The sequence below is a fragment of the Gellertiella sp. DMC107 genome (genome assembly GCF_056313605.1).
Map to the genome: position 1 here is coordinate 171,247 of NZ_JBQUZZ010000005.1, position 14,643 is coordinate 185,889.

Below are 14,643 nucleotides of genomic sequence, written 5' to 3' on the forward strand. Positions count from 1 at the left end.
GCCCCGCCTCGGATAAGGTCCGGCCCATGATCGACGCCGAGACCCTCCCCCCGCAGGCCCTTGCCGCGCTTCTGCATTTCTATGCGGATGCGGGCGTGGACGTGCTGCTGGAGGATGAGCCGCAGGACCGGTTCGCCGCCTTTGCCGCCGAAAGGCAGGCGCGCGCACCTCGCGTGGCGGATGCGCCGGCATCGGCGGCCCCTGCCCGTGCGGCGGCGGCCGGAAGGCCGCAGGACACGCGCGGCCCTGCCCCCTCCGCCCAGCCGCTGCCCTTGCCGGACCAGGAAGCGATTGCCGAGGCCCGGCGCGTGGCGGCGATGGCAACCAGCCTCGCGGAATTGCGCACGGCCATCGAAGGTTTCACCCATTGCGGCCTGAAGCGCGGCGCCCGTTCGACCATTCTGGTCGATGGCGCATGCGAGACGGGCATCATGGTGATCGGCGGTGTGCCGGGATCGGACGAGGATTCCGGCGGCACGGCCTTTGCCGGGCGCTCTGGCGCGCTGTTCGACCGGATGCTCGCGGCCATCGGGCTGGGCCGGGACAAGGTCGCGGCGCTCTCGGCCCTGCCTTGGCGACCGCCGGGCAACCGGCAGCCGACCCAGGCGGAGATGGATATCTGCCGGCCCTTCGTCGAGCGGCAGATCGCTCTCTGCAAGCCCAAGATCGTGCTGGTGCTGGGCAATTTCGCCGCCCGTTACCTCATCGATCCCGCAGCCTCCATCCAGCTGATGCGCGGGGAATGGCGGGAGATCGGCGTGGAAGGCGTGGCCATTGCCGCGCTTCCCAGCCTGCATCCGGAGGACCTGTTGCGGGCACCGGCCTCCAAGCGGCTCGCCTGGCAGGATCTTCTTGCCTTTCAGGCCCGGCTGAAAACGCTCGGCCTCGCCTGACCGGCGATTTGCCGTGCCCGACCCATCGACCATGGCAAATTTTTGACCGGGCCGTGCAGCCCGCGCATGGCAGACCGGCGTCGCCGCGCCTGTGTCTTTTCACGGCCATGTCGTAATCTCTGGCTAGGGGGAGGTCGACCCGAGAGGTTCCGTGCGCCGATGCGCCGGAGGTTCTCGCCATCCACGGATCTGAACTGAGGCCGACCGCCATGAGCAACCGCATCGACCGCGCACATTCCACCTTCGACAGCCTGAAGGCGGCGATCCGTTCCCATCGTACCGCCTTCATCGGGCGTCCGGCCTGTTTTGCCACGAACGAGCAGCTGAGCGCGCTCGGTCTCCTGCGGACCGGCGCGCAATCGGCCCATCGCTATGACGGGCCCTTCGCGCTGCGCTAGACCCGCCCGTCAGTCTTTCTGGAGGGACGCCTGGAACGCCCGGTCGAGATGGGAAAGCTTTGCCGCCTGCCAGCGGGCGTAATCCTGCAGGAATGCGACGCTGACCCAGAGATCCGCCTTGCGGCGCTGGCCGCTCCAGCCGATGACGCCGACTTCCGCAGCCTTGCGGAACAGCCGCTGCAGATGGGTGTGGGACATGAGATATTCATCCGCCATGGAGCGGACATTCACCTGCCCGACCGGCTGGCGACCGTCTTCGCCCGGTTCGTAGCCGGTGGCGCGGGCAACCAGCTCGTCCATGACGAGCGCGCCGCCTTCCGTCCACTGGAAGAGGCCCACATGGCCCGGCGGCTCCAGCCAGAGCGGATCGGCCAGGCAAGCGCGCGCCATCGCGGGCTGGGCGCGCTCGAACAGCGTTGGATCGGCCGCATGCAGCGCCGCCCGGTTTCCGCCATCCAGGCCATCCAGGACCATGAGATTGACCTCGAACCAGCGGCGCATCGCGCGGTCGGCAATTTCCGTCACTTCCACCCGGCGACGGCGCATGCGCCCGGAGGCCGGCGCCGGCACATCCCGGACGAAACGGTAGTGGCGCATTTCTTCCATGAAGTTCAAAACGGTATTGCGGCTGGCAGCGGAGGTGGTGGTGACGATGTCGCGCAAGCGACCGACGGTCAGACCGGAATTGCGTTCTTCGGGGCGATATTCGAGATAGAGCGCCATGGCGGCTTGCGACATCAGCCAGCGCTGGTGCGAGGCAAGAGTGCGGCCGAGACGGGGATTGTCTCCAAACACGCCGCGCAGGCCCATGGCCAGCTGCGCCAGCGCCGGCAGAATGGCAGGATGCGCCGCGATCTCCGACGGCGTCAATGCGCGCGGAGCGTGATCGGCGGCCGTTTCCCCTTCGGTTGTCGGCGACTGCGTCTGCAAGGCCAAATTCTGCATCATTTGCTCGGTACACCGTGGAACCCGACGCCCTACCGTGCGCCTTTTCCGCTTCAGACAGCCTTTCATCCCATCCGCAGGGGAACGTTGCCCCTATTATGCTTGAAAATCAAGAAGAAGACTAACATTCGGTTAACACAATAAGTTTTAGTAAACTACAGAAGATATGGGGATAATGACTGTCGCAAACGGGGCCGCCCCTTTGCTGCCTCATTCGCGATGATGACACCGAACCGAAGATTTCTCGCCCGACGCGTCGAACAGGACCACAGACCATGATCCGCAGCCTGCTTTCCATTGCCAGCCTCATGGCGTCCACGCTGCTGATGATGATCGGCTTCGGGTTGATGAACTACATGCTGCCGATCCGTTCGCTCAGCGAGGGATGGTCGACCATCGCCATCTCGTTCATCGCCACCGGCTATACGTTCGGTTTCACCCTCTCTTGCATCGTGACGCCGTTCTTCGTGCGCCGGGTCGGGCATGTCCGGGTGTTCGGGGCGCTGATCACGCTGCTGACCGTCGGTATCCTGCTCTGCGCGCTGATGGTGGAATGGCGGGCCTGGTTCTTCTTCCGCATGGTCTCGGGTTTTGCCATTGCGGGCGCCTATCTGATCATCGAGAGCTGGCTGAACGAGCGGGTCACCAACGAGAACCGCGGCACGCTCTTCTCGGTCTACATGATCACCTGCCTCGTCGGCTCGATCGGCGGGCAATATCTGGTGCCACTCGGCGATATCGGCAAGCCGGACCTGTTCATCCTGTGCGGCGTCATCTTCTCGCTGGCGCTGCTGCCGACCGCCCTTTCGACGGCGGAAACGCCCGCGCCGATTGCCAAGGCGAGCTTCAACCTCACCCGCCTGCTCCGCCGCTCGCCGATTGCCTTCTGGGGATCGCTGCTGTCGGGCGCGCTCTCCGGCACCTGGGGCAGTCTCGGCGGCGTCTATACGCAGAAGGCGGGACTTTCGACCGCCGAGGGCGCGACGCTGCTTGCCGCAGCCCTTGCGGGCGGTGCCGTCTCGCAGATGCCGATCGGCCGTCTCTCCGACCGGATCGACCGGCGCTACGTGATGATCGGCAGCGGCATCACCGGCGTTCTTGCCTGCGTGGCCATGAGCCTTGCGGGCGGGGTCAGCACCTGGCTTCTCTATGTCGGGGCCTTTCTGGTCGGCACCGTGCTCTACCCGGTCTACGCGCTCAACGTGGCGCATGCCAATGACCGCGCCGAACCGGAGGAATATGTGATGATCTCCTCCGGCATCATGATCCTCTATGGCCTCGGCACCGTGTCCGGGCCGCTGATGGGCGGGACCGCCATGGAATATGTCGGGCCGAACGGCCTTCTCTGGTTCCTCGCCATCGCCTTCGCGCTTTATGCGGGCTATGCCTGGTGGCGCATGCAGCGCCGCGTCACCGATACGCGCGATGCCGCCACCGATTTCCACGCCATGCCGCTTCCCATGCAGGGGACGGAAGGGGTTTCCCCTCTCTCCGAGGGGTGAGAGTCAGCGAACCGGCGCCTCGCTGGACAGCATTTCCCGCTGCAACCGGCGTTCCCGATGGATGATGTAGATTCCGGCCGAGATGGTGATGGCGGTGCCGATCAGCATGGTCGTGGCCGGCACCTCTCCGAACAGCATCCAGGACACCGGAATGCCGAACAGGATCGAGGAATATTCGAAGGGCGCGATGGTGGAGACCTCCGCGTGGCGGTAGCTTTCCGTCAGCAGGATCTGCGCAACGCCGCCGGCAAATCCCGCCAGCACCAGGAGAACCGTCTGGTTCAGATCGAGCCAGGACCAGCCGAAGGGCAGGCTGACCAGCGCCAGCAATGCCGAGGTGATCGAGAAATAGAGGACGATGGTGGGCGTCTTTTCCGTGCGCACGAGAATGCGGATCTGCACCATGGCAAGGGCCGCCCCCGCCGCCCCGGCCAGCACCACCAGCGCACCGACGGCCTCGGTGGAACCGAAGCCTTCCGTGCCGAACAGGGTCAGCTTCGGCCAGGAGATGATCAGCACGCCGAGCAGCCCGACCGCCACCGCCGTCCAGCGATAGATGCGCACCGGCTCGCCGAGCAGCGCCCAGCCGCAGAACACGGAAAAGAGCGGCATGGCATAGTTGAGCGCAATCCATTCCGGCAGCGGCAGCACCGCCAGACTGTAGAACCCGCAGCCCATGGAAATGACGCCGATGAAGCCGCGCTTGAAATGGCCGAAGGGGCTTTCCGTGACGAAGGCTGCGCGCAGTTCACTGCGCCACAGCAGGTAACCCATGATCGGCACGAGAGCGAAAGCCGAGCGGTAGAACACCACCTGCCCGGGATTGATGCCCGTACCGGCCAGCTTGATCAGCGTTTGCATGGCGAGAAAAATGCCGACGGAGCAGAGTTTCAGGGCAATGCCCCGCATGGGGCCGGTGGGAAGAGCAGGCATGGGGGCTTTCAGGGAGAAGCAGGAACCGGACAGTGCGCCCGAGGGTTAAGGCGACATCGCTTGCCGACAGGCTAGCGGAATCGCTTGTGCGTATTCATGAAAAATCCTGATGACACGACCAAGACTTATGATACCCCCCTTGGCAAAAACGCCCCGATACAACCTGACGGTGGCGTTTGAATTTATTGCCGTCAATTTTAGTAATAATTCAGAATTATCTGTCAGCCTTCCCGAACAAGGACTGGCTTAACATTCCCGAGGGGTTTCCGAGGCGCGCCAGAATGACGACAGAAGACCAGAAATCCGAACCGGGAACGACCATGCGCAAAGAAGCAGGCCAGGCCATTCACCTGGCAGATTACCGCCCTACCCCCTTCGTTCTCGAGCGGGTGGATCTGACCTTCGAGCTTGACCCAACCGAAACCAAGGTGGAATCCCGCCTGATTTTCCATCGCCGCGAGGGCGCCGACCCAAAGGCCGCGCTCGTTCTCGACGGTGACGAACTCTCGCTTTACAGCCTGCTGCTCGACCAGTCCGAGCTGCCGGCGGATCGCTACACGGTCTCGCCCGAGCGGCTTGAGATCCGCGACCTTCCCGCCGAAACGCCGTTCGAAATCACCGTCACCACCTTCATCAATCCGTCCGCCAACACGCAGCTGATGGGGCTTTACCGCTCGAACGGCATCTATTGCACCCAGTGCGAGGCAGAAGGCTTCCGCCGCATCACCTATTTCCCCGACCGGCCGGACGTGCTGGCGCCCTATACGGTCAACATCATCGCCGACAAGGGGCCGAACCCGCTGCTGCTTTCCAACGGCAATTTCCTCGGCGGCGCGGGCTTTGGCCCGGACAAGCATTTCGCCGCCTGGTTCGATCCGCATCCGAAGCCGAGCTACCTGTTCGCGCTGGTCGCGGGCGATCTCGGCGTGGTGGAAGACACATTCACCACCATGAGCGGCCGCGAGGTGGCGCTGAAGATCTATGTGGAGCACGGCAAGGAGCCGCGCGCGACCTATGCCATGGATGCGCTGAAGCGTTCCATGCAGTGGGACGAGGAGGTCTTCGGGCGCGAATACGATCTCGACATCTTCATGATCGTCGCCGTCTCCGACTTCAACATGGGGGCCATGGAGAACAAGGGCCTCAACATCTTCAACGACAAATATGTGCTCGCCGATCCCGAAACCGCGACCGATGCGGACTATGCCAATATCGAGGCGATCATCGCGCATGAATATTTCCACAACTGGACCGGCAACCGCATCACCTGCCGCGACTGGTTCCAGCTCTGCCTGAAGGAAGGGCTGACCGTTTATCGCGACCACGAATTTTCCGCCGACCAGCGTTCGCGCGCGGTCAAGCGCATCGCCGAGGTGCGCCACCTGAAGGCCGAGCAGTTTGCCGAGGATGCGGGTCCGCTCGCCCATCCCGTCCGTCCGACGGCCTATCGCGAGATCAACAACTTCTACACGTCTACCGTCTACGAGAAGGGCTCGGAAGTAACCCGGATGATCGCGACCGTTCTCGGCCGCGAGGGTTTCAAGAAGGGCATGGATCTCTATTTCGAGCGCCACGACGGCGATGCCGCGACGGTCGAAGACTTCGTCAAGTGCTTCGAGGATGCCAATGGCGTCGATCTCGGCCAGTTCTCGCTCTGGTATCATCAGGCCGGCACGCCCGTCATCACGGTCGCCGAAGCCTATGACGCGGCCACCCGCACCTACACGCTGACGCTCGACCAGGCGGTGCCCGCCACCCCCGGCCAGCCGGTCAAGAAGCCCATGCATGTGCCGCTGGCGCTCGGGCTGATCGGTGCCGACGGCAAGGCGCTTCCGCCGGCCTCCGCTTCCGGTGCGGACTTTGCCGAAGGCGTGCTGCACCTGAAGGAACAGCGCCATGTGGTGACCTTCAGCGGCCTTTCCGAACGGCCGGTGCTGTCGCTCAATCGCGGTTTCTCCGCGCCGGTCAATATCGCCTTTGCCCAGAGCGAGGCGGACCGCGCCCATCTTGCCCGGCATGACAGCGATCTCTTCACCCGCTGGCAGGCGATTACCGATCTGGCGCTGAAGGATATGGTGGAAGCGGTGCGCTCCGGTGCGGGCGCGCAGGCCAAGGCGTCCCCTGCCCTCGTCGATGCCCTGATCGCCACGGCCCGCGACGGCGCGCTTGAACCGGCGTTCCGCGCCCAGGCGCTGGCGCTTCCCTCCGAAGGCGACATTGCCCGCGCGCTTGGCGAAAACAACGATCCGGATGCCAACCACCGCGCCCGTCGCGCCATTCTGGCGAGTGTGGCAGCGGCCGGCCAGGCCGAATTCGAGGCCATCCATGCGGCCATGACCACCTCCGCGCCCTTCGCGCCCGATGCGGAAGGCGCCGGCCGCCGCGCGCTCGGCAATGCGGCGCTCGGCTATCTGGCGATCTGCGAGGCAAGTCCTGCCCGCGCCGCGAAGGCCTTTGCCGAGGCCGACAACATGACCGTGCAGTTCCATGCCATGACGGTGCTTGCCCACCACTTCCCCGACAGTGCGGAAGCGAAGGAGGCCCTCTCCCGGTTCGAAACCCGGTTCGGCGAGAATGCGCTGGTCATGGACAAGTGGTTTACCGTGCAGGCCACCATTCCCGGTGCGGAAACGCTCTCCCGGATCGAGGGGCTGATGGCCCACCCGCTTTACAACGCCAAGAACCCGAACCGGGTGCGTTCTCTGGTGGGCACCTTTGCCTTCCAGAACAGCACCGGCTTCCACCGGGCGGATGGCGCGGGCTACCGTTTCTTTGCGGACCAGATCCTGGAACACGATCCGAAGAACCCGCAGCTCGCCGCCCGGCTTCTCACCGCGCTGCGTTCCTGGCGGATTCTCGAGACCCATCGCGGGGCCGAGGCGGAAAAGGCCTTGCGCCGCATCCAGTCGGCGCCGGCCCTTTCAAGGGATGTGAAGGATATCGTCGACCGCATGCTGGGGTGATCGCGGCCGTTCCGGCCGCTTCCCTCCCCCTGGCGGTCAGCAGCCGCAATCCGGGATCTTCAGGGTGATGACCGTGCCGCAATTTTCGCGGGAGCGGATCTGCATCGTGCCGCCATGCAGCATGGTGAGCGAGCGGGAAATGGCGAGACCCAGACCGGAGCCGCCGCGGCTCTTCGCATACTGGTTCTGCACCTGCTCGAAGGGCTGGCCGATCTTGGCGAGCGCCCCCTTCGGAATGCCGATGCCCGTATCGGCGATGGTGAAGACCGCGCGGTTGCCGATGCGGCGCACGCGCACCGCGATGCGCCCGCCCTCATTGGTGAACTTCACCGCATTGGAGAGGATGTTCAGCAGGATCTGCTTCATCGCCCGGCGATCCGCATCCAGCGTCAGGCCCGGCTCGACCCGCTGGTCGATATAGATGCCCTTGTGGGCGGCGGGAATGGCGGTAAAGCGCAGGCTTTCCTCGACAAGCGGCTGCAGATCGATCTTCTCGCGGCTGAGCTTCATGTGCCCGGCCTCGATCTTCGACATGTCCAGAATATCGTTGATGACGTTGAGGAGATGCTTGCCGCTTTCGTGAATGTCGCGGGAATATTCGAGATATTTCGGCGAACCGATGGCGCCGAACATCTGGTTCTGGAGGATGTCCGAAAAGCCCATGATCGCGTTCAGCGGCGTGCGCAGCTCATGCGACATATTGGCGAGGAATTCCGATTTCGCCCGGTTGGCGGCCTCGGCGCGCTCCTTTTCCGCCTGATAATTGGCATTGGCGGTGGAAAGCTCCGCTTTCTGGCGCTCCAGCGTCAGGCGCGAGGCGGAGAGATCGTTGATCGTCGCCATCAGGCGGCGCTCGCTGTCGCGCAGGCGCTCCTGGTTGCGCTTCAGCTGGGTGATGTCGGTGCCGACCGAGACGAGGCCGCCGTCGCGGGTGCGGCGCTCGTTGATCTGCAGCCAGCGCTCGTCGGCCAGCTGCACTTCGGTGGTCTGGGAAAGGCCGCCGCGCGTCTCGTCGGCGAGCCGCCGCTCGATCACCGGGCGGGCCGCCGCCGCATTCACCAGTGCCCGTTCGGTGCCCGGCACCAGCACGGTGTCCGGAAGCCCGTAGGCCTGCTGGAAGTGGGCGTTGCACATGACGAGGCGGTCATGCTTGTCCCAGAGCACGAAGGCTTCCGAGGTACATTCGATGGCGTCGGCGAGCCGCTGGTCGGCTTCCGCATAGCGCTGGGCGAGCCGGTGCTGCTCGGTCACGTCCATGGCGATGCCGATCATGTGCACGCGGCCGGAGGGATTGCGGATCACCTGGGCGCGGGCGCGCATCCAGACATAATGCCCCTGCGCATGGCGCATGCGGAAGACGCGGTCCACCTGCCGGCTGTCACCCTTGGCGACGGCGCGGGCAAGCTGGCTCAGATTGTCGTCTTCCGGATGCATGAGGCGCGCCGCATCCGCGAAGGACAGGAACTGGTCCGACGGCGGCATGCCGAGCATTTCGTAAAGCGAACGCGACCAGTAGAGCCGGCGGTTGGCGAAATCGAAATCCCAGAGGCCGCAGCGGCCGCGCGACAGCGCGAGCTCGACCCGGAGATTGCTTTCGAGGAAGATGCTGTCCGCATCGCGCGCCCGGCGCACCTGATTGTAATAGGCGTAGAGGATGACCAGCAGGATCGAGGAAATGCCGGCGAAAAGCGTGACATTCAGCGCGATTTCCTCGCGCCAGAGATCGTTGATCGCCGCCTGCGAGCGGCCCGCCAGCAGGAAATCGCCCTTGTCGCCGACCAGCACCAGCGTTGCATAATGGGGAATGCCGCCGATGGTGGTTTCGAAAATGCCCGCATGGCCATCGAACCGCTGGGCGGAGGCCACTTCCGGAATGAGATTGAAGATGTTGCGGCCGACGAAGCCTTCGCCCGCAGCCGAAGCGCCCGTCACCCGGCCGGTCGCTGTCACCATCATCACGAAGGCGCCCGGGGCCATGCGGTCCTGCGGCAACACCTTCTGCAACTGCTTCTCGACGGCCGCATGGTCGGAAAGATCGACGGCGCCGCCGGCAAAGGCGGTGGCCGCCAGTGCCGCCGACAGCGAGACACTGTCGCGCGCCGCTTCCTGGATGCGGGCCTGCTGGGAGAGAATGCCGGCCACGCGCGCAATCGCCACCACGACGAGGAAGACGACGATCAGAACGGGAATGGCCCGCTTGAGAAGAGGCTCCAGACGGGAGAGCTGCATGGCGACCGGTTCCGAAAACAACCGGACCCCTCCCTCGGGGCGCCCCACACCCTGTTCACGGTCCGGAAATTTGAAACGCAGCCGAGCATCGGCCGCGGTTGCCCGCCGCACGTCCATCATCGTCAATACCCTGATTCCTCGTCATGATTCGCAATAGCCGCTTCGCGAATCTGCCCTAATGAATCATCGGTGATTCGGCTTGTCCAGCGAAATTTGATAAGGATTCGTTAAGCGGGGCGATGTGGACATTTTCCTTGCGATACTACCCAATATGGGTAATATTAGCCATGGAGAAAAGGATAGCGCACTACGATCTGGCAGTGGTGATCATCCGCGTCGAGGAACGTGGGAGTGCTGCATTCACGCGGACGGCTCTCGATGGGGGCCGCAGAATGGGCCTGACCCTTGCGGAGATGGTCGAGGCCGTTTCGTGCTTGACGCCAGCCTGTCTCTACAAGTCGATGACGACCTATGCGGACAGCCGCCTGTGGCAGGATGTCTATCATGGGGAGACCCCGGCGGGAAAGGCATACATCAAGATCACCCTTCGTGACGATGGCGCGCCCGTCATTCAATTCAAGGAGCTGGAGACATGACACGACAGTGTGGAAGCTGCGGCGCAGCGGAGATGGTCTCCTTTTGCGGCGAGAGCCTGACCGTCGACTATCGGGATCGACAGGCGACAGTCGGCAACCTGTCGGGCTTTCGGTGCACCCTCTGCGGCGAGATCGAATTCGAACCTGAAAGCGCAGTGCGCTATGCGGAGGCCGGCGATGCTCTGGTCCTCGCAGCGCGGCAGGCGGTAGGGCTTGAATTGCGGCGCATCAGGAAAAAGTTGAATCTCAAGCAAGCCGAGGCCGCACGACTGACCGGTGGCGGACATAATGCCTTCTCCCGCTACGAGACAGGCGCCATCGAGCCCTCTCCCGCAGTCATCAACCTCTTCCGGCTGCTGGAAAGACATCCCGAGGAGCTGGACCGGCTGAAAGCCGGCTGAGGGACTGCCCTCCGCATCTAGACGCTCTCCGACTGCACGGCTTTCCGCGGCCGGCCGCCCTTGCGGCCGTTTTCGCGGGCGGTGGCGGATTTGGCGGCGCTGCACACCCGGCCCCCGGCAGCGCCCAACTGGCCGGCCATGAAAGCGCGGGTGCCGAACAGGCCCTCAAGCAGGCCGGAAACCAGAAGGTCGAGATCGAGGTCAGGCCAATGAAGGCCCGTCCCGGCGCCCTGCAGAAGGACGTGGGCGCGGTGAGGCTCGCTCGCGTCGCGCAGCCCTTCCAGGCGGTCCGCCGGGACACCGAAAAAGGAGCCATCGCCGAATTCGATGAGGATCGCCTTGCGAACGGGATCGTAGCGCACCCCGGTCGCGGCACGCCCTGCCACGCGCGCACCCCGCGCCCGGGCAGTCTGCCATTCTTCGTCAGATATCGGCATGGAAACGCCTCCATTCCCGGCAAAGAGCCTCTACCACGGCTTCCAGAAGCCGGCAGACGCGGCTTGCTTCAGCCCGCGCAAAGCCATGGCTTTCGCGAAGCTCCACCGGTCCGCGATAACAATTCAGGGCGAAGACGGCAGAGCGCCCGCCATCCAGCACATGAACATGGGCGGGCCGATGGTCATTGAGATAGATGACAACCCGGTATCCGCCGAGGCGCATCACCGTCGGCATGGAATGATCCTAACAAAAACCCAAGCGCTTGGGAAGCGCTGACTGCCTGTTTCTGCAGAAACTTTAAATTAGAATTCCTTTCTTTTCAATCTCACGCCCGCACCGCCGCCGAAAATACCTTGCGGACAGCCTTCGAGAGCCGCTTTACCTCGCCTTCGAGCGTCTTGATGTCAGGGCAGTCGCCGGCGCGGCAGACGAGGTCGATCAGGCCGGCCGGGGCTTCCTTCGGGTCGAAGCCGCTGTCGATGCTGAGGCGCGTGATCTGGGCGATCGCGCTGTAAAGGGCGAGCGCTTCCAGGCAGGTATCGAGATCGTTGGGGTCGAGCCCGTCGCCTGCCACCGCCTTCAGCGTCTCGGCGGTATCGAGACCGCGGGCCGGGAGGGATACGCCGCGATAGGGCGCCGCCAGCGTGAGATATTGCGCGATGAATTCGATATCGATCAGCCCGCCCGGAATGAGCTTGAGGTCCCAGATCGCCTTGGGCGGCTTTTCGGTTTCGATGAGCTGGCGCATCTCGCGCACGTCGGCGGCGATCTTGCCGAGATCGCCGGGGCGCGAGAGGACCTTGGCGATGATATCGGCGGCTTCGGCCTTCAAGGTCTCGTCGCCGGAGATCAGCCGGGCGCGCGAGAGCGCCATGTGCTCCCAGGTCCAGGCCTCCTCGCGCTGGTATTTCTCGAAGGACTGGATGCGGGTGGCGACAGGCCCCTTGTTGCCGGAGGGGCGCAGCCGCATGTCCACCTCGAAGAGAATGCCCTCCGCCGTGGGCGCGGAGAGCGCCGCGATCAGCCGCTGGGTGATGCGGGTGAAGTAGCGGACGGGATCGAGCGGCTTCGGCCCTGACGATTCCGGGGCCGTGTCGTCGTAATCGTAGAGGAGGATGATGTCGATGTCGGAGCCCGCCGTCAGCTCGAAGCTGCCGAGCTTGCCCATACCCATGACGGCGACGCGGCCGCCGGGATAGGTGCCGTGCGCCTGCTCTATCTCCTTCAGCACCGCCTCCAGGGCGGCGGCAATGATCAAGTCCGCGAGATGGGTGAAGGCGCGGGCCGCCACCTCCGCGCCGATGGAGCCGGTCAGAAGACGGATGCCGATCAGGAAGCGCTGCTCGGCGGCAAAGATGCGCAGCCGGTCGAGGATATCCTCGTAATGCCGGGCGCCGGCGAGGAAGAGGGTCAGCCGGTTCTCGATATAGTCGCGGGTCGGCAGTTCGGACAGCAGCGCCGGATCGAGCATGCCGTCGAAGACATGCGGCCGCTCCGCGATGATGTCGGCCAGCCGGGGTGCCGCCGACATGATGGTGACGATCAGCGAGAGCAGCGCCGGATTGGTCGAGAGCAGCGAGAAAAGCTGGATGCCGGCCGGCAGTCCGGAAATGAAATTGTCGAAGCGCAGCAGCGCCTCGTCAGCGCGCTTGTTCTCGCCGAAAACGCGCAGCAGTTCCGGCGTCAGCTCGGTCAGCCGCTCGCGCGCCTCCACCGATTGCGTGGCGCGGTAGCGGCCGTAATGCCAGGTGCGGATGACGCGGGAAATGTCGGAGGGGCGCGCAAAGCCGAGGCGCGACAGGGTGTCCAGCGTATCGGGATCGTCGTTCTGGCCGGTGAAAACCAGGTTGCCGGTGCCGGTCGAAAGCCGGGTTTCCTGCTCGAACAGGCGGGCATAGCGCCGCTCCACCCGCTTCAGCACCTCGACCAGCGCTTCGGAAAATTCCGCCGTGGAGGCATAGCCGAGCATGTAGGCGATGCGTTTCAGCTCGCTCTCGGTTTCGGGCAGAAGATGGGTCTGCTCGTCGCGCACCATCTGCACGCGATGCTCCACATCACGCAGATACCAGTAGCATTCGGTCAGTTCCGTGGCCGTCGCCTCGTCGATCCATTTCGCCTCGGCAAGGCGATGCAGGGTCTCCTCGGTGGCGCGGGAGCGCAGCGCCGGCATGCGGCCGCCGGCGATCAGCTGCTGGGTCTGGGCGAAGAACTCGATCTCGCGGATGCCGCCGCGCCCGAGCTTGATGTTATGGCCCTTCACCGCAATCGTGCCATGGCCCTTGTGGGCATGGATCTGCCGCTTGATGGAGTGAATGTCGGCAATTGCCGCATAATCCAGATATTTGCGGAAGACGAAGGGCACGAGATCGCGCAGGAAGCGTTCGCCGGCCGCGATATCGCCGCCGATGGCGCGGGCCTTGATGAAGGCGGCGCGCTCCCAGTTCTGGCCGCGCCCCTCGTAATAGATCATCGCGCTTTCCACCGGCACGGCCAGCGGCGTGGATCCGGGATCGGGCCGCAGGCGCAGGTCGGTGCGGAAGACATAGCCATCCGCCGTCCGCTCCTGCATGATGCGGATCAGCCGGCGCATCATGCGCGCATAGATTTCCGTCGCATCCAGCGGGTCGCCGACGATGCCGGCCGAAATGTCGAAGAAGACGACGAGGTCGATATCGGAGGAATAGTTGAGCTCTCCCGCACCGAGCTTGCCCATGCCCAGCACGATGAGGCCGCTTTCCGCGCTCGGATTGTCGCGGTTCTTGAGCGTGATCTTGCCGCCATCGGCCGCGAGCAGCAGGTGATCGATCGCCGCGGCGACGGAGGCTTCCGCCAGACGGGTCAGCCAGCCAGTGGTTTTCCGGCCGTCGAACAGGCGGGCGAGATCGGCAAGCGCCACGAGAAAGGCGACGCTGCGCTTGGCGCGGCGAAGCCTCGACATGACCTCCGCTTCGGTCGGCTCGCGGCCCTCGGCATCGGGTTTCCAGGCCTGGCGGGCCGCGGCCACCAGCTTTTCGAGTTCCGGCTCCAGCGCCCCGGTGATGGCCAGCGACAGAAGCGCGGGATCGCGGTTCATCACCTCGCGCAGGAAGGGCGAGAGCGAGAGCGCGGCGAGGATGAATTCCTTCAGCACGCCATCACCGGCCATCAGGGCGGCCACCGGTGGCTCGGTCTTGGCGATATCCTTCAGGTCGGAAAGGACGGACTTCAGCTCCGTCTGGCTCATGGGACGCAAGGGATGAGCGGTGATGTCCTTCAGGCCTGCCATGTCCAACCGCTTGTCCTCCCCGATGCGATGCGTCCTCCTGCAAGGATGTAGCAGGCCGGCACGGCATAAGTCATCCCCGG

General features: G+C 64.5%; 12 protein-coding genes. 6 read left to right on the forward strand and 6 right to left on the reverse strand.

The window, feature by feature from the left end; genetic code table 11:
• The first annotated feature begins 26 nt into the window (after window positions 1-26).
• Entirely contained in the window at window positions 27-893 is an 867-nt protein-coding gene (locus tag ACT54B_RS17015; protein ID WP_476046528.1) for a uracil-DNA glycosylase, read from the forward strand.
• 209 nt (window positions 894-1,102) lie between these two features.
• Window positions 1,103-1,291, forward strand: coding sequence for a hypothetical protein (locus ACT54B_RS17020; protein WP_476046530.1), 189 nt, complete (start codon window positions 1,103-1,105; stop codon window positions 1,289-1,291).
• A gap of 9 nt (window positions 1,292-1,300) precedes the next feature.
• Here the strand turns inward: ACT54B_RS17020 and ACT54B_RS17025 are convergent, their stop codons facing one another.
• Entirely contained in the window at window positions 1,301-2,239 is a 939-nt protein-coding gene (locus tag ACT54B_RS17025) for a hypothetical protein (RefSeq protein WP_476046532.1), read from the reverse strand.
• A 272-nt stretch (window positions 2,240-2,511) separates the two neighbouring features.
• Between ACT54B_RS17025 and ACT54B_RS17030 the strand changes: the two genes are divergently transcribed.
• A complete protein-coding gene (locus ACT54B_RS17030; RefSeq protein ID WP_476046534.1) occupies window positions 2,512-3,738 on the forward strand; it encodes an MFS transporter in 1,227 nt (408 codons plus the stop codon).
• Between the two features lie 3 nt (window positions 3,739-3,741).
• On the opposite strand, the gene ACT54B_RS17035 is transcribed toward ACT54B_RS17030, so the two are convergent.
• Window positions 3,742-4,671: a DMT family transporter gene (locus ACT54B_RS17035; protein ID WP_476046536.1), complete on the reverse strand. Its 930-nt coding sequence runs from the start codon at window positions 4,669-4,671 to the stop codon at window positions 3,742-3,744.
• A gap of 320 nt (window positions 4,672-4,991) precedes the next feature.
• On the opposite strand from ACT54B_RS17035, the gene pepN reads away from it, so the two are divergent.
• Entirely contained in the window at window positions 4,992-7,634 is a 2,643-nt protein-coding gene (gene pepN, locus ACT54B_RS17040; RefSeq protein WP_476046889.1) for an aminopeptidase N, read from the forward strand.
• A gap of 36 nt (window positions 7,635-7,670) precedes the next feature.
• Here pepN and ACT54B_RS17045 read toward each other — a convergent pair whose 3' ends face one another.
• Window positions 7,671-9,983 (reverse strand): PAS domain-containing sensor histidine kinase, encoded by a 2,313-nt coding sequence (locus ACT54B_RS17045; RefSeq protein WP_476046891.1) that lies wholly within the window; start codon window positions 9,981-9,983, stop codon window positions 7,671-7,673.
• A gap of 167 nt (window positions 9,984-10,150) precedes the next feature.
• Between ACT54B_RS17045 and ACT54B_RS17050 the strand changes: the two genes are divergently transcribed.
• Together ACT54B_RS17050 and ACT54B_RS17055 are read left to right on the forward strand one after the other, a co-directional pair.
• A complete protein-coding gene (locus tag ACT54B_RS17050) occupies window positions 10,151-10,459 on the forward strand; it encodes a type II toxin-antitoxin system MqsR family toxin (RefSeq protein WP_476046538.1) in 309 nt (102 codons plus the stop codon).
• On the forward strand, window positions 10,456-10,860 hold the full coding sequence (locus ACT54B_RS17055; protein ID WP_476046540.1) for a type II toxin-antitoxin system MqsA family antitoxin: 405 nt from the start codon (window positions 10,456-10,458) through the stop codon (window positions 10,858-10,860). Before ACT54B_RS17050 ends, ACT54B_RS17055 begins: the two co-directional genes overlap by 4 nt.
• Before the next feature lie 17 nt (window positions 10,861-10,877).
• On the opposite strand, the gene ACT54B_RS17060 is transcribed toward ACT54B_RS17055, so the two are convergent.
• The 3 genes from ACT54B_RS17060 to ACT54B_RS17070 form a co-directional block, all read right to left on the reverse strand.
• Window positions 10,878-11,297: a DUF2442 domain-containing protein gene (locus ACT54B_RS17060; RefSeq protein ID WP_476046542.1), complete on the reverse strand. Its 420-nt coding sequence runs from the start codon at window positions 11,295-11,297 to the stop codon at window positions 10,878-10,880.
• Window positions 11,284-11,532 (reverse strand): DUF4160 domain-containing protein, encoded by a 249-nt coding sequence (locus ACT54B_RS17065; protein WP_476046543.1) that lies wholly within the window; start codon window positions 11,530-11,532, stop codon window positions 11,284-11,286. Before ACT54B_RS17065 ends, ACT54B_RS17060 begins: the two co-directional genes overlap by 14 nt.
• A 91-nt stretch (window positions 11,533-11,623) precedes the next feature.
• Window positions 11,624-14,563 (reverse strand): bifunctional [glutamine synthetase] adenylyltransferase/[glutamine synthetase]-adenylyl-L-tyrosine phosphorylase, encoded by a 2,940-nt coding sequence (locus ACT54B_RS17070; RefSeq protein ID WP_476046545.1) that lies wholly within the window; start codon window positions 14,561-14,563, stop codon window positions 11,624-11,626.
• Window positions 14,564-14,643 lie beyond the last annotated feature (80 nt).

Bases quoted from the DNA above. Each gene is read 5' to 3' on its own strand.
- ACT54B_RS17015 (WP_476046528.1), top strand. From the start codon at position 27: ATGATCGACGCCGAGACCCTCCCCCCGCAGGCCCTTGCCGCGCTTCTG.
- ACT54B_RS17020 (WP_476046530.1), top strand. From the start codon at position 1,103: ATGAGCAACCGCATCGACCGCGCACATTCCACCTTCGACAGCCTGAAG.
- ACT54B_RS17025 (WP_476046532.1), bottom strand. From the start codon at position 2,239: ATGATGCAGAATTTGGCCTTGCAGACGCAGTCGCCGACAACCGAAGGG.
- ACT54B_RS17030 (WP_476046534.1), top strand. From the start codon at position 2,512: ATGATCCGCAGCCTGCTTTCCATTGCCAGCCTCATGGCGTCCACGCTG.
- ACT54B_RS17035 (WP_476046536.1), bottom strand. From the start codon at position 4,671: ATGCCTGCTCTTCCCACCGGCCCCATGCGGGGCATTGCCCTGAAACTC.
- pepN (WP_476046889.1), top strand. From the start codon at position 4,992: ATGCGCAAAGAAGCAGGCCAGGCCATTCACCTGGCAGATTACCGCCCT.
- ACT54B_RS17045 (WP_476046891.1), bottom strand. From the start codon at position 9,983: ATGATGGACGTGCGGCGGGCAACCGCGGCCGATGCTCGGCTGCGTTTC.
- ACT54B_RS17050 (WP_476046538.1), top strand. From the start codon at position 10,151: ATGGAGAAAAGGATAGCGCACTACGATCTGGCAGTGGTGATCATCCGC.
- ACT54B_RS17055 (WP_476046540.1), top strand. From the start codon at position 10,456: ATGACACGACAGTGTGGAAGCTGCGGCGCAGCGGAGATGGTCTCCTTT.
- ACT54B_RS17060 (WP_476046542.1), bottom strand. From the start codon at position 11,297: ATGCCGATATCTGACGAAGAATGGCAGACTGCCCGGGCGCGGGGTGCG.
- ACT54B_RS17065 (WP_476046543.1), bottom strand. From the start codon at position 11,532: ATGCCGACGGTGATGCGCCTCGGCGGATACCGGGTTGTCATCTATCTC.
- ACT54B_RS17070 (WP_476046545.1), bottom strand. From the start codon at position 14,563: ATGGCAGGCCTGAAGGACATCACCGCTCATCCCTTGCGTCCCATGAGC.